This window comes from Natrialba sp. PRR66, assembly GCF_034808065.1.
In the GTDB taxonomy this organism is placed as follows: domain Archaea; phylum Halobacteriota; class Halobacteria; order Halobacteriales; family Natrialbaceae; genus Natrialba; species Natrialba aegyptia.
The window spans coordinates 260,860-287,475 of record NZ_JAXHGN010000002.1; the positions used below are offsets into that span (position 1 = coordinate 260,860).

The 26,616-nt window shown below is 64.4% G+C and carries 24 protein-coding genes; 10 read left to right on the forward strand and 14 right to left on the reverse strand.

What is annotated here, in order from left to right; translation table 11 throughout:
• The first annotated feature begins 154 nt into the window (after nucleotides 1-154).
• Nucleotides 155-856, forward strand: coding sequence for a hypothetical protein (locus SM755_RS07460; RefSeq protein WP_323172115.1), 702 nt, complete (start codon nucleotides 155-157; stop codon nucleotides 854-856).
• A 142-nt stretch (nucleotides 857-998) separates the two neighbouring features.
• On the opposite strand, the gene SM755_RS07465 is transcribed toward SM755_RS07460, so the two are convergent.
• Entirely contained in the window at nucleotides 999-1,700 is a 702-nt protein-coding gene (locus SM755_RS07465; protein ID WP_323172116.1) for a zinc ribbon domain-containing protein, read from the reverse strand.
• 311 nt (nucleotides 1,701-2,011) lie between these two features.
• On the opposite strand from SM755_RS07465, the gene SM755_RS07470 reads away from it, so the two are divergent.
• Complete coding sequence (locus SM755_RS07470) at nucleotides 2,012-2,251, forward strand: ArsR family transcriptional regulator (protein ID WP_323172593.1); 240 nt, start codon at nucleotides 2,012-2,014, stop codon at nucleotides 2,249-2,251.
• A gap of 54 nt (nucleotides 2,252-2,305) precedes the next feature.
• Here SM755_RS07470 and SM755_RS07475 read toward each other — a convergent pair whose 3' ends face one another.
• The 3 genes from SM755_RS07475 to SM755_RS07485 all read right to left on the reverse strand — a co-directional run bounded on the left by SM755_RS07475 (nucleotide 2,306) and on the right by SM755_RS07485 (nucleotide 4,761).
• Nucleotides 2,306-3,574, reverse strand: a complete 1,269-nt coding sequence (locus SM755_RS07475) for a phosphohydrolase (protein WP_323172117.1) — start codon at nucleotides 3,572-3,574, stop codon at nucleotides 2,306-2,308.
• A gap of 100 nt (nucleotides 3,575-3,674) precedes the next feature.
• Nucleotides 3,675-4,145: a universal stress protein gene (locus tag SM755_RS07480; protein ID WP_323172118.1), complete on the reverse strand. Its 471-nt coding sequence runs from the start codon at nucleotides 4,143-4,145 to the stop codon at nucleotides 3,675-3,677.
• Nucleotides 4,146-4,215: 70 nt separating this feature from the next.
• Nucleotides 4,216-4,761, reverse strand: coding sequence for an Lrp/AsnC family transcriptional regulator (locus tag SM755_RS07485; RefSeq protein ID WP_006665765.1), 546 nt, complete (start codon nucleotides 4,759-4,761; stop codon nucleotides 4,216-4,218).
• Nucleotides 4,762-5,003: 242 nt separating this feature from the next.
• Between SM755_RS07485 and SM755_RS07490 the strand changes: the two genes are divergently transcribed.
• Nucleotides 5,004-6,413, forward strand: a complete 1,410-nt coding sequence (locus SM755_RS07490; RefSeq protein WP_323172119.1) for an APC family permease — start codon at nucleotides 5,004-5,006, stop codon at nucleotides 6,411-6,413.
• Between the two features lie 78 nt (nucleotides 6,414-6,491).
• A complete protein-coding gene (locus tag SM755_RS07495; RefSeq protein WP_006665767.1) occupies nucleotides 6,492-6,953 on the forward strand; it encodes a universal stress protein in 462 nt (153 codons plus the stop codon).
• 20 nt (nucleotides 6,954-6,973) lie between these two features.
• Here SM755_RS07495 and SM755_RS07500 read toward each other — a convergent pair whose 3' ends face one another.
• Together SM755_RS07500 and SM755_RS07505 are read right to left on the reverse strand one after the other, a co-directional pair.
• Complete coding sequence (locus SM755_RS07500; RefSeq protein WP_323172120.1) at nucleotides 6,974-7,561, reverse strand: GNAT family N-acetyltransferase; 588 nt, start codon at nucleotides 7,559-7,561, stop codon at nucleotides 6,974-6,976.
• Between the two features lie 2 nt (nucleotides 7,562-7,563).
• Nucleotides 7,564-7,932 carry a universal stress protein gene (locus SM755_RS07505; protein WP_006665769.1) on the reverse strand — a complete coding sequence of 123 codons (369 nt, stop codon included), beginning with the start codon at nucleotides 7,930-7,932 and terminating at the stop codon, nucleotides 7,564-7,566.
• Between the two features lie 251 nt (nucleotides 7,933-8,183).
• On the opposite strand from SM755_RS07505, the gene SM755_RS07510 reads away from it, so the two are divergent.
• The 6 genes from SM755_RS07510 (at nucleotide 8,184) to SM755_RS07535 (ending at nucleotide 15,392) form a co-directional block, all read left to right on the forward strand.
• Nucleotides 8,184-9,653, forward strand: coding sequence for an ATP-binding protein (locus SM755_RS07510; protein ID WP_323172121.1), 1,470 nt, complete (start codon nucleotides 8,184-8,186; stop codon nucleotides 9,651-9,653).
• 102 nt (nucleotides 9,654-9,755) lie between these two features.
• A complete protein-coding gene (locus SM755_RS07515; RefSeq protein ID WP_323172122.1) occupies nucleotides 9,756-10,250 on the forward strand; it encodes a hypothetical protein in 495 nt (164 codons plus the stop codon).
• Between the two features lie 93 nt (nucleotides 10,251-10,343).
• Entirely contained in the window at nucleotides 10,344-11,168 is an 825-nt protein-coding gene (locus SM755_RS07520; protein ID WP_323172123.1) for an MBL fold metallo-hydrolase, read from the forward strand.
• 100 nt (nucleotides 11,169-11,268) lie between these two features.
• Complete coding sequence (locus tag SM755_RS07525) at nucleotides 11,269-12,741, forward strand: ATPase domain-containing protein (protein WP_323172124.1); 1,473 nt, start codon at nucleotides 11,269-11,271, stop codon at nucleotides 12,739-12,741.
• Nucleotides 12,742-12,829: 88 nt separating this feature from the next.
• A complete protein-coding gene (locus tag SM755_RS07530; protein WP_323172125.1) occupies nucleotides 12,830-13,948 on the forward strand; it encodes an ATP-binding protein in 1,119 nt (372 codons plus the stop codon).
• A gap of 145 nt (nucleotides 13,949-14,093) precedes the next feature.
• Nucleotides 14,094-15,392: a ribonuclease R family protein gene (locus tag SM755_RS07535; RefSeq protein ID WP_323172126.1), complete on the forward strand. Its 1,299-nt coding sequence runs from the start codon at nucleotides 14,094-14,096 to the stop codon at nucleotides 15,390-15,392.
• Between the two features lie 86 nt (nucleotides 15,393-15,478).
• Here SM755_RS07535 and SM755_RS07540 read toward each other — a convergent pair whose 3' ends face one another.
• The 8 genes from SM755_RS07540 to SM755_RS07575 form a co-directional block, all read right to left on the reverse strand.
• The gene (locus tag SM755_RS07540; protein ID WP_323172127.1) at nucleotides 15,479-16,030 is read right to left on the reverse strand and encodes a GNAT family N-acetyltransferase; all 552 of its coding nucleotides are present in this window, start codon (nucleotides 16,028-16,030) and stop codon (nucleotides 15,479-15,481) included.
• Between the two features lie 236 nt (nucleotides 16,031-16,266).
• A complete protein-coding gene (gene kdgK1, locus SM755_RS07545; protein WP_323172128.1) occupies nucleotides 16,267-17,220 on the reverse strand; it encodes a bifunctional 2-dehydro-3-deoxygluconokinase/2-dehydro-3-deoxygalactonokinase in 954 nt (317 codons plus the stop codon).
• Nucleotides 17,221-17,329: 109 nt separating this feature from the next.
• Complete coding sequence (gene rtcA, locus SM755_RS07550) at nucleotides 17,330-18,424, reverse strand: RNA 3'-terminal phosphate cyclase (RefSeq protein ID WP_323172129.1); 1,095 nt, start codon at nucleotides 18,422-18,424, stop codon at nucleotides 17,330-17,332.
• On the reverse strand, nucleotides 18,417-20,618 hold the full coding sequence (gene mutL / locus SM755_RS07555; protein WP_323172130.1) for a DNA mismatch repair endonuclease MutL: 2,202 nt from the start codon (nucleotides 20,616-20,618) through the stop codon (nucleotides 18,417-18,419). The genes rtcA and mutL overlap by 8 nt, the downstream gene beginning before the upstream one ends.
• 201 nt (nucleotides 20,619-20,819) lie before the next feature.
• On the reverse strand, nucleotides 20,820-21,719 hold the full coding sequence (locus tag SM755_RS07560; RefSeq protein ID WP_323172131.1) for a dihydrodipicolinate synthase family protein: 900 nt from the start codon (nucleotides 21,717-21,719) through the stop codon (nucleotides 20,820-20,822).
• 82 nt (nucleotides 21,720-21,801) lie between these two features.
• The gene (locus SM755_RS07565; RefSeq protein ID WP_323172132.1) at nucleotides 21,802-22,602 is read right to left on the reverse strand and encodes a glucose 1-dehydrogenase; all 801 of its coding nucleotides are present in this window, start codon (nucleotides 22,600-22,602) and stop codon (nucleotides 21,802-21,804) included.
• Between the two features lie 100 nt (nucleotides 22,603-22,702).
• Nucleotides 22,703-25,348, reverse strand: coding sequence for a DNA mismatch repair protein MutS (mutS, locus tag SM755_RS07570; protein WP_323172133.1), 2,646 nt, complete (start codon nucleotides 25,346-25,348; stop codon nucleotides 22,703-22,705).
• A gap of 910 nt (nucleotides 25,349-26,258) precedes the next feature.
• Complete coding sequence (locus tag SM755_RS07575) at nucleotides 26,259-26,594, reverse strand: tRNA-binding domain-containing protein (RefSeq protein WP_006825031.1); 336 nt, start codon at nucleotides 26,592-26,594, stop codon at nucleotides 26,259-26,261.
• Nucleotides 26,595-26,616 lie beyond the last annotated feature (22 nt).

A 26,616-nucleotide genomic window follows, 5' to 3' on the forward strand; every position in this document is an offset into this window, starting at 1 on the left:
CTTTCCGTGGCGGTGCCGACAGTCTTTCGGCCGCGACCGTCGGGCTGGCGGGTCGGTCGTGCCGGCACCGACGCTGAACTCGACCGGTTGTCGTCCGCTCGTCGGCCGCCTGTAAGGTGCAGCCTTTTCCCCGCGGGCGAGGTACGCACGACACATGAGTTCCGTCGAAACCCCACACGAGACGGCGCGGGGATTCGGCCTCACGGGCCGAGAGGTGCGCGTCATCGGCGGTGCGAGCGTGCTGATGGCGATCAACGTCGCATTGATGTACGCCTTCGTGACGACGCCGCTTGCGGTCGTCAACGACTACCTGTTCGGCATCGCGCCGATTCTCGGCGTGGTCGTCTACGGTGCGGCGATCACCGGCGGCCAGCTCGTCGCGGAACGGGGCGTCACCAACGGCGACACGGGAATCGCGTTCGTCGGAATGCTCCTCCTGCAACTCGCGTTCGGCGTCTTCGGGGCCGGCGTCCTCTCGATCGCGCCTGCAGACGCACAGCTTCAGATTCTCGGACTGACGGCGGTCGTCGTCGCCGTCGTCACGGCGCTGATCTCGGGGTACGTCTACGCGCGCAGTACGACCTTCGAGCACTGGGGCAAGTTCGCCAACTTCGCGTTCCTCGGTGGCATCGGCGTCATCGCGATCGGGAGCTTCGTCCTGCCGGAGTTGCTGCTCGTCGGCTTCGTGCTGGTATTCCTGGGCTTTCTGCTTCGGCTCGGCTACGAAATCTGGCAGGTCAGGGACAACCGGAACGCCTCGATCGGCTTGCAAACGATCGGCGTCTACATCGCCGTGGCCGGCGTTTTCGTCCACGTGCTCCAGCTCGTGTTGCGGTACGTGCTCTCCCAGGAGTGACGACCGGAGTTGCACAGACTGAGGCCGGTTTCGGCTTTGCCCTCTCGCTCTCAATCTGCGAAGTCGGTGTCGCCGGTTGGCTCCCGGATCGCGTGTGTTTGTCTTCTCGAACCGTTCGCTTCACTTGGCGAGACATCACCGCTCACGAGCGAGGAGACCGACGTGCACATCGCTTCCCAGCGTAGTATCGTTGTGCGAGGACCTTTGCAGCGTTGAAGTCTGCATCGATATGGTCTATTTGACAGTCCACATTTGAGCACCAGAACGTCTCGTTCGGGTGTCGATCTCCGAGAACGCCGCAGGCGTGACACTCCTGTGAGGAGTAGGCTTCGGGTACTGTCCGGACTTCGAGGGTGTACTCGGCGGCAATCGTTCGAAGGCGGAGATGAGCCGCTGCGAGGAGCCAGGAACTTCCGCAGTGGGCAGTTGGGGCAGTCAGCCACAACCACAGATCGGGTTCGAAGTGGGTGTCTTCGGTAACCAATATCGGATCCTTGCACGTGAGTGCGTACTCACAGATGTCGCGAGCGGCGGCGTCGATATCGGTGACGAGTTCGTCACGGCGCTGCTGGACGTACGCGGCGATCGTGTCGCGGTCGTACTCGCTTCCGAGCAGGCGTGCTGTTTGTGCCCGTAATTCATCGAGACAGGTACAGAGGGCGGTTCCGCGAACAGTATACGCATCCGTTGGATTGGTTACGGATACTGGACATGCCGTGTAGAGGTTGTGTTCGCCGAGATCGATGCCGATGGCGGTTCGGTCGCTCGGCTGTGTCGTTGTCGTCTCGCGTTGTCGTGCCTTCCGCGAGTAAACGGTCCCCGAGTCGGTGTTTCGGCCGTCCAAACGGCGAACTGTGCCGCGGTCTCTTGGGGAATTACTTTTACCCCGCGAAGAGTCGGTTTGCATGGTCGGAAATTCCTCGAAGAGATGACCCGACCCCGGCGTGCTAGGGACACGTCGGAATTTTGATCTGAAAGGGCCGGATCGAATTAGTATTGGTCTTACTCTTACAAATAGTTACCTAACGATTCGCAATCGTATAACAACACTTAGAATCCATATTCGAACGATTCAGGCTCGCTATCGTACGTATCGGCAGACATATAGCTATTAATCGAGCCACTGTAACCGTGGTACGACAACGGGCCGACTGGATGCGTCCAGTCGACGAACGCATCATGGAAACGATGCGCGACGAAGGCAATCTCACGCCGCAGGCCGTGGAAAACTTCGGCGTCTGTTCACGCAGCCACGCCAGCGTCCGGCTTTCGACACTCAAAAAATACGGGCTCGTCGAGCGAATTTCGCAGGGACTCTATCGGCTTACTGACGCTGGACGCGCATTCCTCGATGAAGAACTCGACGCGAGCGAACTCGACCCTCGCGAGACATAACGCTCGCCACTGCCGCAGATCCACACGAACTCCGTTCGTATCTGCTCGTTCCGTTTACTCGGCGTCGATCTCGTCCGGGTTCGCGTCTTCGTCGTCTCCCCTGTCGGCTTCCTCAGCGACGACCGCCCGAAACGCATCGAGGATCACCTGTTTCGTCACCGCACCGCGAGACGTCCAGTGGGTCGCGTAATCGAGCATGTCGTCGTAGATATCGGGCTTACAGCCCGCCGCCTTCGGGTGGCCGCCGCCGTTTACCTTCCCCGCAACCTCGTGGCAGCGGTCGAACTCGTCCGTCCCGCGGATCGACGCGGAGCCGGCGGGCTTGACGATCACCGACGCATCGGCTCCGTCCTCGCGCATCGCCTCGGCTACCTCGTTCTGCGAACACCGGCCGTAGGTGATCCCGACCGTGTAGCCGCCGATCTCGCGGAACTCGGCCCGCCCGAGCGCCTGCTCGATCAGTTGTTCCTTTTCGATCCGCCGCTCCGCGATGAACTCCTCGACCCACGCGGGCAAGTCAACGCCGTACTCGCGGACGACCTCCACGTACTCCGCCGGATCGGTCCAGTAAGCATAGTCCGCCAGATCGTCGCTGCGCGGATCCTCGCGCAGCCAGAGGTCGTGATCCCGCGTCACCGCCGCGAGTTCTTCGTACATCGAGTCGAACTCGAACTCGAGCGAGCGGTAGACCACGTCGGCGGTACACTCCTCGTCGGAGTCGCCGACGACGAGTTCAGCGCCGGCCTCCCGCACGGCCGCGGCGACCTCGTCGTCCCACTGGTGGTGGTCGTACCAGGCGACGCTGTCGGCGGTTTCGAGCGCGGCATCGAGTTCGGCCTCGACGTACTCGTAGCGGTCGGGACAGAGGTCGCAGACGAAGAGGTCGATGCCGTCGGGGCCGAACTGGGCGACGCGGGCGAGTGCGTCCTCGACGTTGTGGGGGCTGGCGGGGACGAGCGCGACGGAGTGAGGTGTTGGCTCGGGTTCCTCGAGCGGTTGGTCGGCGTCCCCGGTGGCGAGTGCGATGTTTGCTTCGTCGGCGTCGTCGACCGCGTCCGCGACCTCGCCGTCGTCATCCCCCCCGGGGTCCGGTTCCGGGACGGCCTGCACGTCGTCGTAGGCTTCTCGAATCAGCGCGACGCAGGCGAGGCCGTCGGCGTCGGGGTCCGCGATAACGGCGGCGTCGGCTCCCTCGAGTACGGCTTCGATCTGTTCGTCTTCGATGTCCTCCTCGAGTTCGTCGGGGAGGAAGAAGCCGGTGCCCGGCAGGACCGACTTGCGGGCGAGCGGGAGGTCGCCGCTGTCGATGAGTTCGTCGTACATGGCGACTAGTCGGATGTGAAGGGGGAAGTACTCGCTGGTCTCCGGTGGCCCGTCAGGGGCTGGATGCGGAGACGGATTGTGACGTGACAGTGACGGGTGCTCAGACGGGGGCCGTCGACTCGTCCGCGTCCTCGTCGGGCTGTTGCATGGATTCGAGCTGTCGCACCGTCAGCACCGGAACCGGCGAGGTGCGGACGATTCGTTCGGCGACGCTGCCGAGTAACAGTCGGTTCTCGCCGTGACGACCGCGCGTGCCGGTCGCGACGACGTCGGCGTCGACCTCGCGGGCGTACTCGCAGATTTCGACTGCCGGACGTCCCTCCCGAGTTGCGGTCGTGACCGCGTGGTCTGCGTGGTTCTCGACGGTCGCGAGCGCGGCGTCGGCGGTCGTCTCCAGCGCGGTCCGGAGTTCGTCCCGAAGTTGCTGTGGGGAGGCGTCGACTTCGCTGGCGTCGACGACCGAGAGGGCGTGGACGTTGGCGTCAAACCGGTCCGCGAGGTCGAGCGCAACGTCGACGGCCCGCGTGACGCTGTCGGAGCCGTCCGTAGCGACGACGACGGTATCGAACATGGCCGGTGGTTGGACGGCGGCCGGTATAAAGTCACGGCCCCCGACCAATTCTCCGTTCGCACCCCTGCGGTCACTCGGCGGTATCGTCGTCGAGTTCGGCATCGGTGAGCGCGTTCACGAGCGTCTCGTACTCGAAGTCGTTGACCGCCAGGGGCTCGTCTTTGAGCGTCGTGATGACGAACTTCGAACTCGTGCGGCGGATCTCGTCGATGGCCTCGTAGTCGGCGACGAGCGACTCGACCATCTGCCGGTTCGGAACGTGGGCGATGACGACGAAGTCCGTCTCGCCCATCGTGAAGTAGACCTGGTTGACGCCTTCGATGGCGGTGAGTTTCTCGCCGACCGTCTGGTGATAGCCCTCGTCGAAGGTCGCCCAGATTTCGGAGACAAGCGTGATCGACAGCCCCAGTTTCTCGAGGTTCATGTCGTAGCGGTCGTTCTCGAGTACGCCGGCCTCTTGCAACTGATCGAGTCGGTAGTGGACCGTCGATTTCGGAATGCCAGTCTCCTGGTGGATCTTGTCGGGGCTGGTGACGCCCGTCGATGCGACAGCCTTGAGGATTCGAACGTCCTTTTCGTCGAGATCGACCGTATCGCGTCCTGTGTCATCGCTCATTGTGGGTTCCTCCCGTGTCCGTCCTCCCGCGGGAGGACGACACCGGTCTCTTTCTACTCTGTCTGCGCAACTGCTGTAATTGTTTCTCTCGCTGGCAATGAACGCAGAACAAGTTCACTGCACGATAGATCGAATTGATGATTTTGATTGTCTATGGTCTCTTTCCCACATAGAATGTAGAACGATGTCTAATAACACCAGTAGCGATAGAATTTTATGCAATTGATCGTATTAGCACGTGTATGTCAGACACTACCGAGACCGGACTTGCACGTACGCTGTCCAAACGGGATACGTTAGTCCTCGCGTTCGGAGCCATGATCGGGTGGGGCTGGATCATCCTCTCAGGCACGTGGATCGACCAGGGCGGCCCCCTCGGCGCGATCGTCGCCTTCGTCATCGGCGGCCTCATGGTCGGCGTCGTCGCCATCCTCTACGGTGAACTCGCCTCCGCGATGCCGCTCGTCGGCGGCGAACACGTCTACAGTTTACGCGCGCTCGGACCCCTCGGGGCGTTCGTCTGTACGTGGGCGATCGTCTTCGGCTACGTCACCGTCGTCGCCTTCGAAGCCGTCGCCTTGCCCTCCGCGATGGCCTTTCTCGTCCCCGGCTTCGACGCGATCGAACTCTGGTCGGTCGCCGGCGACCCCGTCTACGGCACCTGGATCCTCGTCGGCGTTCTCGGCACCGTCTTCATCACGGCCCTGAACTACGTCGGCATCCGCCCCGCTGTCCAGTTCCAGATCATCATGACCCTCGTGATCGCGCTCGCCGGTGCCGTCCTCATCGCCGGCGCGATCGGCAACGGCTCTCCCTCCCCCGACCCCGCGTTCACCGCCGGCACCGCCGGCATCTTCGCCGTCATCCTCCAGACGCCGTTCATGTTCGTCGGCTTCGATGTCATCCCCCAATCGGCCGAAGAAGCCGACGTTTCCCCGCGCTCGCTCGGCCTCCTCGTCATCGCCGCCGTCGGCCTGGCGACGCTGTTTTACATCGCCGTCATCTGGGGTGCCAGCCGCGCCCTTCCCGGCGCTGAACTCGTCGATAGTACGCTCCCGGCTGCCGAAGCAATGGCCGCTTTGTTCAACAGTCAGACGATCGGGCAGCTCATGGCACTCGCCGGTGTGGCCGGCATTCTCACCAGCTGGAACGCCTTCATCATCGGCGGCAGCCGCGCCATCTTCGCGCTCGCCGAGAGCGGAATGCTCCCGAAACCGTTCGCGAAGATCCACCCCGAGTACAACACGCCGAGTAACGCGATCCTCTTCATCGGTGGCCTCTCCGCGCTCGCACCGCTGTTCGGCGAGCAGATGCTCACCTGGGTCGTCAACGCCGGCGGGCTCGGCATCGTCGTCGCCTGGCTCCTCGTCGCCGTCTCCTTCCTCGTTCTACGCTTCCGGGAACCCGACATGAACCGCCCGTACGAGGTCCCGGGCGGCACGGCCGTCGGGCTCCTCGGACTGGGACTGACCGTCTTCTTCGTCTACCTCTACTTACCCGGGGGTCAATCCGCGCTGCTGTGGCCCTACGAGTGGGCGATCGTCCTGCTCTGGTGCGTACTCGGGGCCGTCTTCTACGCCGTTTCCGAAGGCCACTCCGAGGAACACGAACAGGCCGCACTCGATCGCATCGAGCAGTTGCAAGACGGCTGATCGCCCGCCAAACGAATCGGTTCTACCAGCCTGCTACCGGGCCGAGCCTTTTTGTCGACTGCGCGCACATCTCCCCGCATGGACGACAGCGAGCCGTTTGCCGTCGATACCGTTCTCGCTCCCGTCGACGGCAGCGACGAATCCGCGACCGCCGTCGAGTACGCCGTCGCCATCGCAAACCGCTACGACGCCTCCGTCCACGTCCTGTACATCCTCGGTCGGGGGGTTATCCGCGGAATGGACGCCGGCACCGTCGACGAAACCGAGGTCGCAGACAGCAGCCAGGGCTTTCTCGAAGACATCCAGTCGATCGCCGCCGATGGCGACGTCCCCCTCTCGACATCGATCGACGACGGCTTCTCACAGACCCGGAAGACGCGACACCCGGGGAACGTCGTTCTCGACACTGCAGACGATATCGACGCCGACTTCATCGTCCTGCCGCGCGAACCCGTGACCGACACCGCATCCGCCGAAGTGCTCGAAAAAGTCGCCGAGTACGTCCTTTCCTACGCGAGCCAGCCGGTGCTCTCCGTCTGAGTCGCACGTTTCAGGAGAGATTATCCGCTCCCGTCCCCGTCCTCGCCCTCCAGCACGATTGCCATCTCCTGCTCGAAACTCTCCGACCCCGTCGCCTCGAATCCGACCCGCTCGTAGAGCGCAATCGCCGGATTGTTCCACCGCTCGACGGTCAACCAGACCCGCTCGATACCCACGTCGCTCGCGTGCCCGAGCAGATGCTCCAGTAGCTGCGTCCCGATCCCCGCCCGCTGGTACGCCTGCAGGACGAAAATCGCGAGTTCCCATTCGATCTCGTTTCGCTCTTCGATCGCCGCCGGTTCGTCTACGTCCGGCACGAGCGTCGCGTGGGCAATGACGGCCCCATCGTGGCGCGCAATCACGTTGACGCTCTCCTCGGCGATCGTCTCGAGCCAGTCCCGAATCCGCTCTTCTCCCGTCGGCGGAATCCCCTGCGCTCGATCGCTCGGATCGAACTCGTCGTACATCGCGACGACGTCCTCGAGTTCAGTCGTCAGATCGTCGGCGGCCCGGATCTCGATCGGGCGGCCCTCTCGGTCGTCGATCGTCGTCGGTGGCGACGGAAACGGTCCCGAGTGATCGTCGGGGTAGATTCGCGTCGGCTCCATTGTTATCGCACCAGTTTGACCGTCGTCGGCGAGTTCAGCAGGACGAACTCGGTGATCGGGCCGAGTTGAATTTTTCCCATCGGGCTGAGGGTGCCGCCGCCGATGACGAGTTGGTCGAACTCGCCCTGTTCCGTGTAGTCGACGAGGGCGCTGCCGGGGTCTCCTTCGAGCCGGACGAGTTCGGCGTCGATGTCGGCCTCGGTGAGGAGCGTGTCGGCCTGCTCGTACATTTCGTCCTGACTGCGTTTGGCCTCGGGTTTCTCGAGGATGGCGACGGTGAGGTCGTCGCCGACGGCCTGTGTTCGGTCGATCGTTTGGCGGAGCGTTTTGATCGATTCGTCGCTGCCGCCGAGTCCCACGAGTACGTCCATACGGATGGGTGTGGGCCGGGGGACGAAAGTCGTTGTGCCGGTGTCGTGGTCCGAGAGCCGAAAGTCGATATGGCGATATGGCGATATGGCTGTCGTGAGGTCGTTTCCCGGCGAGCGGTAGCGCCGCACGCTGCGACGAGAGAGGTCGTCGCGTTCTGGGGGAGAGTCTCTGATGGGGACTGTCGTGTGTCCGGGTACGTGACGATTGCGTGACGACGCTGTTAAGAGCGTGTGGTGAATACGATGACCGAATGAGTAATGCGGCGCTCGATGTCGTGGAGTTTCTGCTCACGACGAGCGTGTATTCGGATGACAGGACGCTTGACGAGAACGATCTTCCGCCGTCGTTCCGCCGGGTATTCTGGACCGGTGGCGTCGATGAGAGCGGTGACGGCGAGGAAAGCGGCGACGATGGTACCGGCGGCGCTGGCGGGAGCGGGAGTGCGAACGCCGGTCGCCGCCACGCCGGGATTCGTCGACCGCTCTCGGCGACGAATAGTACCGCGCGCGAGGCGACGGGCGTCGACCGACCGTGGGATGCCGTCTCCGAGTTGATGTTCACCGAGCGCGACGAGTTCTCCGGCTCGATTTCGCTCACTCAGCAGGAGATGGCCGAATCGTGGTTCGCAGAGCGCGTCGAGACGGAGCGATTGCAAGAGAATCCGACGCTGGCGAAGCACTTCGAGGATCACGAGGCGTTCGACGGGACGGTGAGCCACGAGGCGGCTCGCGAGCAGAACCGACCGATTCAGGCGGATCGGGTCTGGATCGACAGTCTCCTCGAGGAGTACTTCGACGACGAGGACGACGAGGACATGCTCGACCTCGTCGACGTTCGCGCGCCCGAAGAGGTCGACGTGACGCTCGACGACCTGGTCCTCACCGGGGATCAGGAGGCCGAAATCGACAAGATTTCGAAGGCGATCGAGCACCGGGATTACCTCGCCGAGATCGGTCTTCGAGAGATCGGCAAGTTGCTGTTCGTCGGCCCGCCGGGGACCGGCAAGACCTCGACTGCACAGGCGCTCGCGCGGGATATGGACCTGCCGTTCGTCGAGGTCAAACTCTCGATGATCACGTCCCAGTACCTGGGCGAGACGGCCAAAAACGTCGACAAGACCTTCGAGGTGGCAAAGCGCCTCTCGCCGTGTATCCTCTTTATCGACGAGTTCGACTTCGTGGCCAAGACTCGCCGCAGCGACGAGCACGCGGCGCTCAAGCGCGCGGTCAACACGTTGCTCAAGAGCATCGACAACATTTCGCTGATCGAGGACGACGTGTTGTTGATCGGGGCGACGAACCACCCCGACCAACTGGACGACGCGGCCTGGCGGCGCTTCGACGAGATCATCAACTTCCCGAAGCCGGACTACGGCATGCGCGCGGACATCCTCCAGGTTATCACGCGCACGATGGACATCGAGGAGTTCGATCCGCAACTCATCGCCGAGTCGACGCAGGGGCTGACCGGGAGCGACCTCCGGATGGTGCTTCGCGAGGCGGTGCTCGAGGCGTTGACCGAGGACCGGACGACGCTGACCCAGGAGGATCTCCTCAACGCGGTCGAGGAGTTCGAAGAGCGGGATAATCTGAAGAACATGGACATGATCGAGGGCGACCACGACGCGCTCGTCGCGGGTGGCGATATCGGAAAGGCGAGTGACGGCGGGCACGATCATGACCACGACCACGACGACCACGACCACGATCACGACCACTAACCGGCCGTCGGACATTCGTTTCGCCGACTGCGGGTGAGAGTCCGAGAGTCGCCAACGGCTGCGGGGAACAGCCTTTATGCGATGGCTTCGAATGTGCAGGCGATGACCGATGATGGGTTGCCTTTCGAGACCGCCGAGACTGCTCAGACTTCCCAAACGTCCCGGACTGCCCAGACTATCCAGACTATCCAACGGACACCGGCCGAACAAGACACACGGCCCGGGAAATCCGCACGAACTGACGGTCCGATCGAAACCATCGCCGCCCGCGTTCGAACCGAGTTCAGCGAGTCGATTCGCCGCCTTATCGCGTTCGGCCCGGCCGTCCGCGGTAACAGTACCCTCCAGACGGAAGCCGATTTGCTCGTCGGTATCGAGGACGACGAGGTGGCGACAGGAGCAGACGAGGCGACGGACTGCGAGCGCGCACTCACTGAACTCGCACACGACATCGGGCTCGAACACGGTATCGTCCTCACGGTACACGTTCTGCCGATCGAACGGTTCGAAGCGAACGAAGACCATCCGTTCATCGAACGGGCTATCGCGGAGGGGACCGAGTTCATCTCGCCGACTCCGGAAAGCAACGAGCGGTAACTCGCCGCGTTGCCTCGGCGGTTGTAGTCCCGGCGCGCTCTCAAGGACAAGCACGCCCGCGACCACATCCGTGCCACCCGAGGGGAACCGCTGATGCGCGTCACCCTCCTCGGAACCGGCGATACCACCGGCACGCCGACCGTGGGTTGCGACTGTGATACGTGCGAGGCCGCCCGAGAGCGCGGTGTCGAGCGAACCCGCTTTTCGGTCCACGTCGAGAACGAGCGCACCGGCGAGGCGCTGCTCGTCGATTTTAGCCCCGACTTTCGCTACCAGTTCCTTCGCGAGTCCGTTCCGCTTCCCGACGCCGCCATCATCACCCACATCCACTTCGACCACCTCGACGGCCTCGGCAACGTCTTTCGCGTACTCGATGCACTCGACGTGTACGCGGCAAACGAGACGGACCCGCAGACGGGCGAGAGCGTCGCGGAAACGGTGGCCAACGACTACGACTATCTCGATCCCATCACGGTCGTTCCGACGACGCCGCTCGAATCCGTCCGGATCTGCGGGTTCGACGTGACGCTCGTTCCGGTGGACCATCCCCCGCTGATCTGTTACGGACTCGCCATCGAGGATCCGGAGACCGGTGCGAAACTTTCACTGTCCGGAGATACGAGTTACGCCGTTCCCGACCGCTCGCGCGAGGTTCTCGCCGAGCCAGACTTGCTCCTTGCGGACGCCATCGTCCCTGCAGCGCTCTGCGATGCGCATCCGATCGGCGGCAGACACGAGAACGACGACGGCGTCCCACGAACGTTCGGGACGAAACACATGACCCGAGAGGGAGCGCTGGCGCTCGCCGACGAACTGAACGCGACACGAACTCGCCTGGTCCACCTCGCCCACTTCTATCCGGAAGCCGAGGCCTTCGAGGAGCCACTGGCACTCGACGGCGAGACCTACACGCTGTAACGCCTGCTAGTTGTTGGTTGCTTCCATGCCACATGATAAAGCGGCCGGTAACGTGACGCAAGCCAGTTATTAATGGTTGGCAAGTGCATTCAACGCTCACATGGAACATCGTGCTCCCCCATTGAGTAGCGGGGTCACTGGACTCGACGATATCCTTCATGGCGGGTTCGTTCCTGGCCGCATGTATCTCGTTCACGGCCAACCCGGCACCGGGAAGACGCTCCTCGGAATGCACTTTCTTCAGGAGGGGCTGACCAACGACGAAACGGTGCTTTTCATTCACGGCGAAGAGTCCCAAGACGAGATCCGCATGAACGGCGACGCGGTCGATATCGATGTCTCCGGCGCGGAGTTTCTCGATCTGGGTCCCGACTCCGAGTTCTTCACCGAAGACTACTCCTACGACCTGGTCGATCCGAGCGATATCGAACAGGATCGCTACACGCAGGACATCCACGAGGCGATCCGCGAAATCGATCCCGATCGGGTCGTCGTCGATCCGATCACACAGCTTCGGTACGTCGAAGCCAACGACTACCAGTTCCGAAAGCGCATTCTCGCGTTTATGCGCTTTCTCAAACAGCGCGAGATCACCGTTCTCACGACCGCAACGCCTTCGACGGAACAGGAGTACGATACCGAAATCCGGTCGCTCAGCGACGGCATCATCGAACTCACGCGCGGCGACGGCGGCCGCCGAATCAAGGTCGCAAAACACCGAGCGCTCGGGCAGCGAAAGAGCGACCACGCGATGGAAATCCGCGGAAACGGGATCGAAGTGTTCCCGCAACTGGTCCCCGACCGCCACGAACACCCCCTCGAATCGAACCACCTCGAGTTCGGTATCCCCGGCCTCGATGAACTCTCCGGCGGCGGGTTCGATCAGCGCACCGTGACGTTCATCAGCGGTCCGACCGGTGCCGGCAAGACCTCGACCGGCACACAATTGCTCACGCAAGCGGCGGCGAACGGACTGAACTCCGCCGTCTATCTCTTCGAAGAGGACATCGAGACGTACCAACACCGCTCGGAGTCGATCGGGATGCCAGTCACCAAGATGCGCGATGACGGTCTCCTTTCGGTGACCGAAATCGAGCCGCGAACGCTCTCGGGCGAGGAGTTCGCCCACATGGTCAAAGACGAAATCGACGAGCGGGAAACCGACATCGTGATGATCGACGGCCTCGACGGCTACACGACCTCGATTCAAGGGAACGAGGAGAATCTGGTCAGAAAGCTCCACGCGCTGACCCGGTACCTGAAAAACCGCGGGATAACGGTGTTGGTGACGAACGAAATTTCGCAGATCACCGGCATCTCGAACGCGACGAGTAACAACCTGAGCTACGTCGCGGACAATCTCCTGTTCCTGAGCTACGTCGAGATGGACGGCAGCCTCCAGAAAGTCATCGGGATCTTGAAGAAACGCTCCGGCAACTTCGAGCCCAACCTCCGCGAGTTCGAAATCACGTCCGATGGAATCCGCGTCGGCGATCCGCTGACCGGACTCCACGGTATTCTTCAGGGCGTCCCTCGATCCGGCGGACCAACGGATCTCTCCCGATACGAATGACACGACGACAGGAACTCGCCCGCGATTGTGGTCGCAGTCGGACGCTGTCCAGTCGTGTGTGTCCAGGCTCTCACACCGGTGATCGTGCATGGCGCTGAATCCACACGATCAGCAACCGACAACGAGCACGGTCCAGTTACTCATCGAGGAGACGGGCAACCGCGCCGCGCTCCGGAAACTCCTCGAGGATCACTACGAGATCCGCACGACGCAATCGATCGGCAAGGCCGACCTCTATCTCGTCGACGACCACACGTTTCCCGAGTACCACACCGCCCTCCAGGAGCGCGTCGACCGAAGCGATCCCGTCTTCTGTCCCGTCGTCCTCATCCGCCGAGCCGACAGAAACCACCACGCCTCGCTGCCGGACCTCCACGAGCGCGAGCCGCCCTACCTCGTCGACGACATCGTCGACGCACCGATCGACCGGTCGCTGCTCGTGCGCCGACTGAACTCGTTGCTCGTCCGCCGCGAGCAGTCGAAGGATCTGCTCCATTACATCTCACAGCTCGAGGCCTCGAACCAGTCCCTCGAGCAGTTCGCCTACGCGGCTTCCCACGACTTGCAGGAACCGCTGCGGATGGTCTCGAGTTACCTCCAGCTTATCGAACAACGCTACGGGGACACGTTCGACGAGGACGGTGAGGAGTTCCTCGAGTTCGCCATCGACGGCGCGGATCGCATGCGGAGCATGATCGACGCGCTGCTCGAGTACTCCCGCATCGACACGGAGGGGAATCCCCTGACGCCGACCGAACTGGACGACGTGCTCGCAGACGTCCGCCAGGACCTCCGGATGATGATCGGCGAGCACGAGGCTACTATCGAAGCCGAGTCGCTGCCTCGGGTGCAAGGTGATGCCGATCAGCTGCGGCAACTGTTTCAGAATTTGCTATCGAACGCGATCGAGTACAGCGGCGAGGAACGCCCGGCGATCACGATTACCGCCGAGAAGGCGGCGGAGGGTGCAGAATGGAAACTCTCCGTTCACGACGAGGGGATCGGAATCGATCTGGACGATCAAGAGCGGATCTTCGAGGTGTTCCAACGGCTCCACAGCCACGAGGAGCACTCCGGAACCGGCATCGGTCTCGCCCTCTGTAAGCGTATCGTCGAGCGACACGACGGGCGCATCTGGGTCGAATCCGAACCCGGCGAGGGAGCGACGTTCTCCTTTACGCTTCCGGCGGTGACTGACTCCGCGTGAAGGCCGCCGACAGGACACCGGCGCTGAACTCGCCTCTCATGCCCCTGTATCGTCTTCGCTACTGCAGCCGTCGCTATCACTGTTGCAATTCTCGCGCGACGTCAATCCCGACACGACTTTCACCCTCTCGTCCGTAGGCCACGTCATGAGCGACGACGCACAGGCCGAAGCCGGTACGGCCGAAGGGCAAGGTCCCGTCGAAATCTCCGAGGACCTCGCCCGCCATCTCGACAACAAGCGCGACGAACTCTTCGAGAAGTTCGAAATCCGCGACGAGTTCCCGTCGGCGGTGCTCGACGAGGCCGAGGCCAGAACCGAGGACGTTCAGGCCGAAATTTCCGACGAGATCGACGACCGCACGGATTTACGCGATCTGACGACCTGGACGACGGACCCGATCGACGCCCAGGACTTCGACGACGCGATCTCGATCGAAGAACGCGAGGACGAGTACGTCCTCTGGGTTCACATCGCGGACGTGACCCACTACGTCCACCCCGAATCGGCGATGTGGGAGGAGGCCGTCGAACGCAGCAACACGGTCTATCTGCCCGGTTACACGATCCACATGCTGCCGCCGGTGCTCGCCGAAACCGTTTGCTCGCTCGTGCCCAACGAGGAGCGACTCGCCCACACCGTCGAGATGCACCTGGACAAGGAGCATCTGGGCTACGAGAACATCGAGATCTACAAGTCCGTCATCGAGTCGGACGAACGGCTCACCTACTCCCAGGCCGAGAACCGCCTCGACGATCCCGACGCCCCGTTGCACGAGGAAAACACACTCGTCCACGAACTCGCCGATCGGATGCACGAACAGCGCAAGGAAGACGGCTCGCTGGTACTCAACCCCTCCCGCGACCGCGCTCACACGATCATCGAGGAGTGCATGCTAAAAGCCAACAAGGCTGTGACGCACACGCTGATGTGGGACCGCGGCGTCGAGGCGATGTACCGCGTCCACCCCCAGCCCAGTCCCGACGAGTGGTCCGAAGCCCTCCGCGAGATCCAGGATTTAGACGGCGTTTCGATCCCCGGCGATACCTGGGATGATCCCCGGAAGGCGGTTAACGCCACTCTGGAGCAAGCGCCCGGCCGCCAGCTCGATAAGATCCAGTGGGCCGTGATGAAGGTCATGCCGCGCGCGAAGTACATGAACGACCCCTTCGGCGGCCACCACGCGCTGAACTTCGAAATCTACGGCCACTTCACCAGTCCGATCCGTCGTCTCTCGGACCTGATCAACCACTGGATCGTCTACCAAAACGACGTGCCCGAAAACCTGATCGAACTCTGCGACCGCGCGAGCGACAAACAAAAAGACGCCGAACAGTGCGAACGCGAGTACAAACAGTTCCTCCAGGAAGTCAGCCTCGATCCGATGGCGGTCAACAACCGCGGGATCGAAGTTGTAGACGAGAGCGAGGCCGAGAAGACGCTGTAGATCGAACTCGAGACCGAGACCGAGATCAGGCCGAAACCGAGACTACAGCCGAAACCGAACCGACTCCGAACTCGATACCTCCGAGTTCACAGCCGTTTTTCGTAGACGAACTCCTCGAGTTCACCAGGTCCGTCGACTCCTTCGAGATCCGACATCTGCGTTGCCACCCGATCGAATCCTCTGGATTCGTAAAACGAGACGCCGACATCGTTGTCCGCGAGAACGGTTAGTCGGAGGCGCTCGCAGGTCGCCCGCAGGTCGGCTTCGACGCGTTCCAGAAGGGCTGTTCCGACGCCCTCGCCCCAGACGGGTGGCCGCGCGTACAGTCGGGCCAGGGACGCGACTGGGGGCTCGTCCGGGTGGCTGCCGGCGTGAGCGAATCCGACGGCGTCAGCTGTCTCGCGGTCGCTCGCGTGCGCGTCGCCGGCGGGCACGGCCAGCAGGAAGCGTTCGTCGTCCCGGTCGCTCGCGGTGGCAATCGACTCCTCGAGTTCGTCGAGTGCGTACCACTCGTCGATCATCCGCTCCACCTGTGCCGAGCCGAGGAACTCGTCGTAGGCGGCGTGCCAACTCTCGCGGGCGATTTCGCGAACGGTCGGCGCAGCCGCCGCCGTCGCTTGCCGAGTGATCCAGTCCATGCGCGACCATCTGCGCTCTTCGATAAAATCGTTCGCCCGTCCGGGTCGGGCGCGTGCCGACTCGAATTCGAAATCTGAGTCGTCGATTAGTCCTGAACGCGTGCGCCGACGCCGAGGAGCACCGCAATCAGGCCGGTGACGACGCCGAAGCCCGGCACGCGATCGCCGACTGAACTCGCCGTCGGTGCTGTCGTTCTCGCCGTCTCCGGATCGCTATCTCCCGCTGGAAGTGGAGATCACCGAGAGATATCCTGCCCGTGTTCGGAGACGACCGCTTCGACCTCTTCTGCAGTGACGAGCGCGGCGTCGCCCGGAATCGTCCGCTTGAGCGCCGCTGTTGCGGCCGCGTACTCGAGTGCCGTCGGCACGTCGTCCCCGTCGAGTCGACGGGCGATGAACGCGCCGGTGAACGCATCGCCGGTCCCGATCGCGTCGACGGTCTCGGTCTCGTAGGCGTCGTGATCGTGGACGACGCTGTCGTGCCAGGCGATCGCGCCCTCGTCGCCGCGGGTGACGACGACCGTCGTGAAGTCGTACTGCGAGCCGAGTTTGTGCGCTAACTGTCGCGGATCGCCCTCGAAGCCGAGGACGGTGCGGGCGTCTCGGGCCGCGATCACGAGGATGTCGATGCCCGGGAACAGCTTCGTCATCGTTCCCTCGGCCTCCTCGGGCGACCAGAGCTTGCGCCGGTAGTTGAAGTCCACGGCGGTCGTCGTCCCGCCCTGTCTCGCCGCCTTGAGCAGGTTCGCCGTCGCATCACGCAGGGACGAGGAGAGGGCGGGCGTGATCCCGCTCGTGAAGAAAACCTGTGCGTCCTGGATTCGATCCAGATCGAACTCGTGGGCCGAGGCGGTCGTGATGGCGCTGTCCGCGCGGTCGTAGACGACGTTCGTCCCGCGCGGGGAGCCGCCTTGCTCGACGTAGTAGGTCCCCTGTCTCCCGCGATGGCTCCAGACGACGTCCGTGTCGATGCCATGCTGTCTGAGTTCGCCGACGGCGCGTCGACCGAGCGGCGTCTCCGGAACCTTCGACAGCCAGGTCGCGGGCGTTCCGAGTCGCTGGGCGGTGATCGCGACGTTGCTCTCTGCGCCGCCGGCGTGAACCTCGAGTTCGCTCGCGTTTTCGAGTCGCTGCTTGCCGGGCGGGGAGAACCGGAGCATCGTCTCGCCGAAGGTGACGAGTTCGCTCACGGCTCGGCCCTCCCGAGCTGGTCGAAACCGTCTGTGGCTACCATATCGGGACAATCGAACGCTCCCGGTATAAGTTGTTCCGGTGTCACGTGGCCGCGTGACAGCGCGCTCAGGTGTCTGCGGCCATTCCGGGTGCGACCGGGTCGACCGCGATGACGGCCGCGCCGTTCTCGGGGCGCTTCTCGATCGGAACGTTGAACGATTCGAGGAGGGCGCAACTCGTCTCGACGTGGTCGGTGACGGCGGGAACGCGAACGCGCCCGCCCGCTATCGCGAGGAAGACGAGCAACTGGTCCGCCATGTGCTGGTCGACAGGTGCCGTGCCGTCGAGAAACCGGTTCGCGGCGTCCGCCGCATTCTCGCCGACGCGCTCGGCTGGCACGCCGCGCTCGCCAAGGGCGGTGAATCCGGCGAGCGAGGTGGTGCTCTCGTCGCCGCCACGGCCACCGTCGTCGATCCTGAGCACGATGGCCGATCCGGGACAGTCGCTCGCTACTGTCGTCGCGGATCGCTCGACGAGTTCACAGTCACAGTCACGGTCGCGCGCGTCGAGTCGTTCGAGTGCACCTTCGGCCTGCCGACGCGCGACGTTTCGATCGGCCAGCGCGGCGGCTTCCGTCGATTGCACGCGGATCGCGGTCGGTCGTATACGATCGGTCAACTCGATCGGTTCGAGCGTCGAGGGCGCGAGGCGGAGCGTCGCCTGACCGCCGCCGTCCGGGTAGAAGCCGCGTCGACTCCACTCGCAGGCCGCCGCGAGGCCGAACTGCCGGAGCAGCGGGAGCTTCACGCGCCGAAAATAGTCGAGTGGCGGCGACCACGCCACGTCCGTCCCGCCGGTTGCCGTCAATGACAGCGGCGACTCGAGTTCGGTCGCGAGCGGGAGGACGGCGTCGAACAGCAGCGTCACGCTGCCGGCGGTACCGATGTCGACGGCGTAGTCGCCGCCCGCGAGCCGTTCCCTGCCCGGGCTGAACTCGACCGTCTCCGATCCGAGTTCGGCACCCGATACGTCGGCAGCCGCGAGTTCGGCGAGCGTCTCGAGGACCGCTAGGTGCTGGTGTCGCAGTCCGGGCGTCGAGCGGTCGCCGCGAACGTTCGTGATGTGAACGGGCTCGCGCTCGAGAATCGCCAGTGTGAGCGCCGTTCGCAGGAACTGGCCGCCGGCGCTTGCGCCGTCGAGTTCGCGGACCACGCTAGCCACCGTGGCCCGGGTAATCCCGCTCGAACCGGTCCTCGATTTCGCCCTCGTCGAACTGGACGATCACCGGCCGGCCGTGCGGGCAGGCGTAGGGGTTCTCGCAGTCGTCGAGTTCGGCGAGCAGATCGATGACCGAGCCCTCGGTCAGCGAGGTGTTGCCCGTGATCGACGGATAACACGCCAGGTCGCCGAGGAACTCGTCGGCCAGCGCGTCGACAGTCTCGGCACCCGCCTCGCGGTCGCCCTCGACGAACGAGGCGAGCACGTCCCGGAACCGATCCGGGTCCAGCGTCTCCTCGAACACTGCGGGAACGGTGGTCACGGCGACCGTGCGGTCGTCGACCCGGTCGGCGTAGAATCCGAGTTGCGCGAGCGCGTCGCGATAGGCCGCGAACGCCTCGGCCTCGGCCGCGGTCAGTTCGAGTTCGACCGGCGAGGCGAGCGCCTGGGCCGACGGGTCCTCGGCGACGGCATCCTGCAGGCGTTCGTAGTTTACCCGCTCGTCGGCGGCATGCTGGTCGATCAGCACCAGGCCGTCGTCGGTTTCACAGACGAGGTAGGTGTCGCTGTACTGGCCGAGCACCCGCAGCGGCGGGAGCGAACTGAACTCGTGATCGCGGCCCGCGCCCGTCGCGGCGTCGCCCGCGAGCGTCCGCTGTTCGGTCGCGGCGTCGAACTTGCGGTCGGGATCGAGCGCTCGTCGGTCGTGCGCCGCGGGTGCGGCGTCGGCGCTCGAATCCGGATCCGTGTTCGTGTCCGTATCCGACGATGCGCCCGCTGCGGTGGACGTCGTGGGACTGCCGTCATTCGGCTCCCGTCCCGGCTTCTGCCCCGCCGCGCGGTCGGCAGAATCGGTGTCCGCCACTTCCCGAGCATCCGCCGACTCAGCCTCCCGCCGTTCGGCCGCCGACTCGAAGCCGCCCCGTTCGGTATCGTCGGTCGCGGTCCCCGTCGGCGTCGCCTCGGTCCGGTTCTCGGTATCGTCGGCCGCGGGTGCACCGCCAGACTCGCTCCCAGTCCCGTCCTCATCGCCGGCTGAACTCGGGTTTGATTCCGGTTCCGGCCCGCCTCTCTCTCGCTCGGGCGTTTGCTGGTCGGGTGTTACTCGCGCCTCGCTCGGCGCGGATCGACCCCGCGGTGCCCGCGAACGGAGCAAGCCGTGGTCGAGCAGCGCGCTCTCGACCGCCGCGTCGACCTGCCGGCGGACCGCATCATCGTCGTCGAAGCGCACCTCGCGCTTTCGCGGGTGGACGTTCACGTCGACGGCCTCGCCGGGGGCGTCGTGAAAGAGGACGACGAACGGGTATCGATCGCTTCCCAGTTGCGTTCCGTAGGCACCCATGATCCCCTCGCGGACCGCGTCCGCCGTGACGGCGCGGTCGTTGACGTACGTCGCGAGGTACTCCCGGCTCGCCCGGTTGGTCTCGGGGTGCGAAACGAGCCCGGAAACCCCCTCGAGCGGTCCGGGCGGGAGTTCGTCGCCGTCGGCTTCGACGGGGATCATCGCGGCGGCGACCTCGCGCCCGTAGACGGCGAGGACGGCCGCTTGGAGGTCGCCCTGGCCCGTCGTCGAGAAGACCTCGCGGCCGTCGTGGGTCAGCGAGACGGCCACGTCCGGGTTGGCGAGCGCGTAGCGCGTGACGATCCGGTTGACGTGGGCGAACTCGGTCGCCGTCGTCTTGAGGAACTTCCGACGGGCGGGCGTGTTGTAGAACAGGTCCGCGACCTCGACGGTCGTTCCCGCCGGACAGCCCGCGGGTTCGACCGACTCGACCTCGCCACCCTCGTAGACGAGTTCGGTGCCGGCGTCGTCGCCGTCCTGCGGGCGCGACCGGATGGTGAGCCGCGAGACGGAGCCGATGGTGTGGAGGGCCTCGCCGCGGAAGCCGAGGGTGGTGACGCCGGATTCGATGTCGTCGAGCCCGTCGATCTTGCTGGTCGTGTGTTCTCTGACGGCCGCCCGAACGTCGGCCTCGGACATGCCGCGGCCGTCGTCGGCGACGCGGACGAGTTCGGTGCCGCCGGCGTCGACTGTCACGTCGATGGTCGAGGCGTCGGCGTCCAGGCTGTTCTCGACGAGTTCTTTGACGGCGCTTGCGGGCCGTTCGACGACCTCGCCGGCGGCGATGCGGGCGACGGTATCGTCGTCGAGCCGGTGGATGTCCGTCTCGTCCCGTGGCGGTTGTGTGTCGCTCATGGTCTGTGGTGGGTGTGGTGGCGGCGGTGGTGGCTCCCGAACGCGGAGATCCCGAGCGGGGCGGCGTCGTGAACTCGTCTCGCCCCGTCTCCGTCGTTCCGATCGATCGGTGTCTAGTTTCCACTGGTGCTCGAGGGTGGTCAGAATTGCGGTTCCGTACCCGTCCGCCGAACGATGGAAGTCCCCGAGATCCTCGCTCCCCTACGCGCGCAGCGACAGCACCTCCTCGAGGCTGTTCTCGATCGCCGTCCGGCCCGTCGCCGGCACCTCGACCAGCGGCGGGCGAACCGCGTCCGCCGGGATCACTCCGCGGGCGGTAAGCGCCGTCTTCGTCGCCGGTGCGAACCCGTACTCGCCGCAGGCGTCGAACAGGCGTGACACGGCCCCCTGCAACTCGCCGCCGCGCTGGTCGGCAGATCGCTCCGTCATCTCGGCGTAGACCTCGGGAACGACGTTCGCGAGCGCGTTCACCCCGCCGTCGGCCCCCATCCGAAGCGCCGGGACGAGCAACGCATCGTAGCCCTGCACCACGCGGAACTCCGCCGGCGTCCGTCGTATCGTATCGCAGACGAACTCGAGGTCGCCGCTCGAATCCTTCAGTCCGATCACGTCCTCGCGGGTCGCCAGCGCGTCGATCGTCTCCGGTGCGAGCCCCCGACCGGTACAGGACGGGATGTTGTACAACAGCAGCGGCAGCGGCGACTCGTCGGCGACGGCCTCGAAGAACCGTCGATTGCCCGCCGGGTCGTTCGCGGTGTGGAAGTACGGCGGCGTGACGACCGCCGCGTCCGCGCCGACTGCGGCGGCGTCCTCGACCGCCGCAACGGTCTCGGAAACGCTCGTCGCGGCCGCCCCCGCGAGAACAGGCACCTCGCCACCAGCATGGTCGACCGCGAGTTCAGTGACGCGTCGGCGTTCGGCCGGGGAGAGGCTCGCGAACTCGCCCGTCGTTCCGCAGGGGAAGATCCCGTCGATACCGCCGTCGACGGTGAACTCGACCAGGTCGCCGAACGCGTCGGCGTCGATGTCGCCGCTCTCGTCGAACGGCGTCACGAGCGGACAGGTGATTCCGGACAGCGCTGCGGTGAGGGTGGGTGGCATACGTCCGTCTTCCGGGGCCGTCGACAAAACGTCTCGTGTCGGTGCAAGCGCGGGAGTCGACCGCGGGCGGTCTCGAAGCGGCTTACTCCAGTCCGAGGTCCTGGGACATCGAGTTCCCGGCGCGGGGAACGCCCTTCGCGGTGAGCGTCTCGCCGGTGATGAACGACGCGGCCGGACTGACGAGGAACTGGACGGCGTCTGCGATCTCCTCGGCGTGGCCGATCCGGCGCTCGGTCTTCTCGCGCGAGGGCATGTCCTCGCTTTGAATGCCGAGCGTCTCGGCGACGCCGGGCGTTTGAATCAATCCCGGTGCGATGCAGTTGACGCGGATGCCGTCGCCGGCCCACTCGGTCGCCAGCGTCTCCGTCAACCGGATGATCGCCGCCTTCGAGGCCCCGTAGTGGCTCTCGCCCGGTGCGGCGTGCTGGCCGTTGACCGACGAGAGGTTGACGATCGACCCGCCGTCGCCCTCGCGCATGACCTCGCCGACCAGTTGGGTGCAGTGGACGGTGCTGTGGAGGTTGAGGTCGACGATCGTCTTCCACCCGTTCTCCGAGATGTCCTCGAAGTTCGCGACGAACTCACCGCCGGCGTTATTGACGAGTACGTCGATGTCGCCGAACGTTTCGACGGTCTCGTCGACGAACGATTGCACCTGGTCGCGCTCGCGGACGTTGCATTCGACCGCGAGGGCCTCGCCCGGGACGTCCTCGGCGTCGGTGATCGCCTCGGCAACCGGCCCGATGCGGTCCATCGAACGCGAGCAAATCGAGACGTTCGCCCCGCTCGCGGCGAGCGTCTCCGCGATCGCCTTTCCGATTCCCTGACTCGCGCCCGTGACGATGGCGGTCTCGCCCGCGACACCGTAGTCTGGTTCGTGCATCGTGCTACCCGATGCCGCATTCGCCTATAGATTTACCGATGGAAACACAGCTGGTCGAAAACTGTACAATGGACGGGTTCGCGCGTCCTTCCGTCGAGCATCACTCCGATAGTTTCTCCTGCCACTCCTGGACCTTCGTGATCAACTCGACCGGCGGCGTCTCGTTCACGTCGAGTTCTTCGAGGTCGTCGAGGACGGCTTCGGTCTCCGGGTCGATCACGTCGCCCGTGTCGTCGTTCCGTTCCCCACCATCTGCGTTCGCTGGGCCACGGAACTGCCCGTTGCTCACGTCGAACACCGTCTGGACGGGGTCGCTCGAGTGTCCTCCCTTCGCCTCGATGGCCTTCTCCTCGCGCAGACGCTCGAGGACATCCCGTGCGCGGTCGACGACGGGACCGGGAACGCCGGCGAGATCCGCGACGTGAATGCCGTAGGATCGGTCCGTGGGGCCGTCTCGAACGGTTCGGAGAAAGGTTACGTCGCCGTCACGATCGTCCGCCGCGACGTGGACGTTCGCGACCCGCGGGAGGTTCTCCGCGAGGCCGGTGAGTTCGTGGTAGTGGGTCGCAAACAGCGTCTTGGCTGCGACCTCGTTGTGGAGGTACTCGGTGGCCGCCCAGGCGATCGAGATGCCGTCGTAGGTCGCGGTTCCGCGCCCGACCTCGTCCAGGATAACGAGTGACTCCTCGGTCGCCGTATGGAGGATGTTCGAGAGTTCGCTCATCTCGACCATGAACGTCGAGCGGCCCTGCGCGAGTTCGTCGAGCGCGCCGACGCGGGTGAAGATGCCGTCAACGAGGCCGATCTCGGCTTCCTTCGCCGGGACGAAGCTCCCGATCTGGGCGAGCAGGACGATGCAGGCGACCTGTCGCATGTACGTCGACTTCCCTGACATGTTGGGGCCGGTGACCACGAGGAAGCCCCGATCCTCGTCGTCCATCCGGATGTCGTTCGGGACGAACTCGGTGGTCTGTTCGACGACGGGATGGCGGCCCTGATCGATGTCGAGCGCGTCGCCGCGGTGCAGGTCGGGTTTGACCCACCGGTTTTCGGCCGCGTGGGTCGCCAGACTCGCCAGCGCGTCGACCGTCGCGAGGGCGCGGCCGACGTCCTGTAAGAGTTCGGCTCGCGCGGCCACGTCGTCGCGAAGCGATTCGAAGAGGTCGTACTCGAGTTCGCCGCGTTGCTCCTCGAGTCGGAGGATTTCGCGTTCTTTCTCCGCCAGTTCGTCGGTGGTGAACCGTTTGGAGTTCTTGAGGGTCTTGACCTGCTCGTAGTGGTCGGGGACGCCGTCGGCGGCGGATTTGCCGACCTGGATGTAGTAGCCGTCGGTCTTGTTCCGGTCGACGGTCACGTGCGAGAGGCCGTGCTGGCGCTTCTCGCGGTCGTCGAGCGTGTCGAGCCACTGTTTTACCTCCTCGTGGCGGTCAATGACCTCGTCCAGATCGTCGTCGTAGCCGTACTGGAAGAGTTCGCCCTGGGTTACCGTCGAGGGCGGGTCCTCGGCGATGGCGTCTTCGAGGGTTTCCCGAAGGTCCGCTGCGGCGGCGCGGTCCGGTCGGTCGACAATTTCGGCCAGCGGCGACTCTGCGAGATCGGGCGTCGAGTCGATGGTCTCCGCGAGCACCGGGAGCACGGCGAGGGTTTCTCGAACCGCGAGGAGGTCTCTCGCGTCCGCGCTGCCGTGGGTCGCCTTCGATGCCAGGCGCGCGAGGTCGTAGGCCTCGCCAAGCGTATCCTGCATCTCATCGCGTTCGAGCGCCGCCGACGAGAGGGCCGCGACGCTTTCCTGGCGCTGCTCCAGCGTTTCGAGCGCGCGCCGCGGGCGCTGAAGCCACTCCTTCAACAGCCGGCCGCCGGCGCTGGTCTGGGTGTGATCGATCGTCGCGAACAGCGAGCCGTCGCGCTCGCCCTGCATGGTTTCGGTGAGTTCGAGGTTCCGCTGGGTCGTCGCGTCGAGGGTGACGTGATCGTCGCCGTGGTGGGCCTGGATGCGCGTCATCGACGCGAGCACGCCGGCTCCGGTCTCCTCGACGTAGGCGAGGATCGCGCCCGCGGCGGCCGTCGCCTCGGGGCCGACCGCCAGGCGTTCGACGGTCTCGCTGCCGAACTGCTCGCGAACGGCGTGTGCGGCGCGCTTCGGGGCGAAGGCCTCCGTCTCGTGAAGCGTCAGCGCCGCGTCGATGCGCTCGCGGACCGTCCCCAACAGGTCGTCGTCCGTCCGGCTGTCGGGGCCGGGCAGCACCTCGACGGGATCGAACCGGTAGAGTTCGGTCAGCGCGGCGTCGGTGTCCGCAGCCTCGGCGACGAGAAAGCGCCCCGTCGTCACGTCGGCGAAGGCGAGCCCGTAGCGCGGGTTCGCAGCGGTGCCGCCGTCGACCACCGCCGCCAGGTACTGCGCGTCGGCGTCGCTCGTCTCGAGCAGCGTCCCGGGCGTGACGACGCGAACGATTTCGCGCGCGTGGCCCGATTCGGTTTCGTACTGGTCGGCGACGGCGACCCGGTAGCCGCGCTCGACTAAGGCCTTGAGATACGGCGTCAGGTCGTCTAACGGCACGCCAGCCATTGGGTACGACGAGCCGTGCGAGGACTTCTGGGAAACCTTGAGATCGAGTTCGTCGCTGACGGTCTCCGCGTCCTCGCCGAAGAACTCGTAGAAATCCCCACACTGCATCGCCAACAGCTCCGCGTCGGTGTCCTCCTTGAGCGAGAAGAACTCGCCGACGATGCCCGTCGCCTCTGTCATACTCGGAGCCTGGCTTTCCATCACAAAAACCCTGCGGGATCCGTGGTGGAAGTGATCGAAACCGAACGCGGGACACCTGTCGAGTGGACGAGATCTCTTCGAGCGGAACTGACCGGAAACGCCCACTCGGGATAGCGCCCGAATCACTCCCCGAAGAATCTCGCCTCTCTCGTCCACAACCGTGACCGCCCCTTCTACCGGTTAGTATCGTCTTTCTCAAACCGATTCATTTAGGAAAGCATATGTAATATCTACGAGTTTCACTCGTATGTCCCTCCGTACGCGGCGGCAAACTCTACTGTTGATGGGCGGTGGTCTCCCTGTGGTACTCGCTGGTTGTTCCGGCCGCGAGAGTTCCACAGTAGATACCCGATTGCTGCACCTTCAGGCGATCAATCATGAATCTGATGCGTATGAGCTCTCTGTTGAAATAACTGAGAACGGTGAGGTGGTATACGAGAGAGCGGTCGAAATCCCGTCAGCTGCGGATGAATCGACTGGATTGGGAGACGGGAAGTGGAGCGGAGTAGCGTTTGAGGACTATCCGACAGAGCCCGGTTCGTATATTTTACACACGTGGCGAGGTGATCAATCCAAGGAAGACGCCGTAACTCTTGATTTCGCCGCGTACGATCAGGAATGTGTTCAGGTGCGGATATATATTGGCGACGCACGAGCAGACAGTGGCGCTGGACTCAGTATCTGGAGATCATTTGACTGTTCCACCGTCGACTGATCTTGGGGAACTGGCCGGCCGCTACGTTCCTTCGTTGACCGGGAAACACGCTCTCTTCGAAGGACCGAAATCGGGTCGAAAAACATCACACTTTCGAATACGTTTTCGGTGAAGAGTTCGCCGGAAAACGACCCGAACAGCCCGATCAGTACCCGAGACGGGATCGGTGTCGAGTTAATACAGCGACCCGCCGAGCGGGACATCCACATCCCGATCCGGTTCGACAAGCACCGGGAACTCGTCCTCGTCGGGGACGCCGACGGTCAGCGCCTCGGATTTGAACCCCGCGATCCGCACCGAGCCCAAGTTCGTCGCACACAGCACCCGCCGGCCCTCGAGTTCAGTCGGGTCGTAGTGGTGATCCAGTTGCGCCGCGGACTGAATCTCGCCGTGGTCCTCGCCGAGGGTGATCCACAGCTTGGTCATCTTCGGTTTGTTCGCCTCGGGGAACGATTCGGCTTCCAGTACCTCGCCGACGCGAATCTCGGCGTCGAATGGACTCTCGACCATGCACAGTGCTATCGTCCGCCCG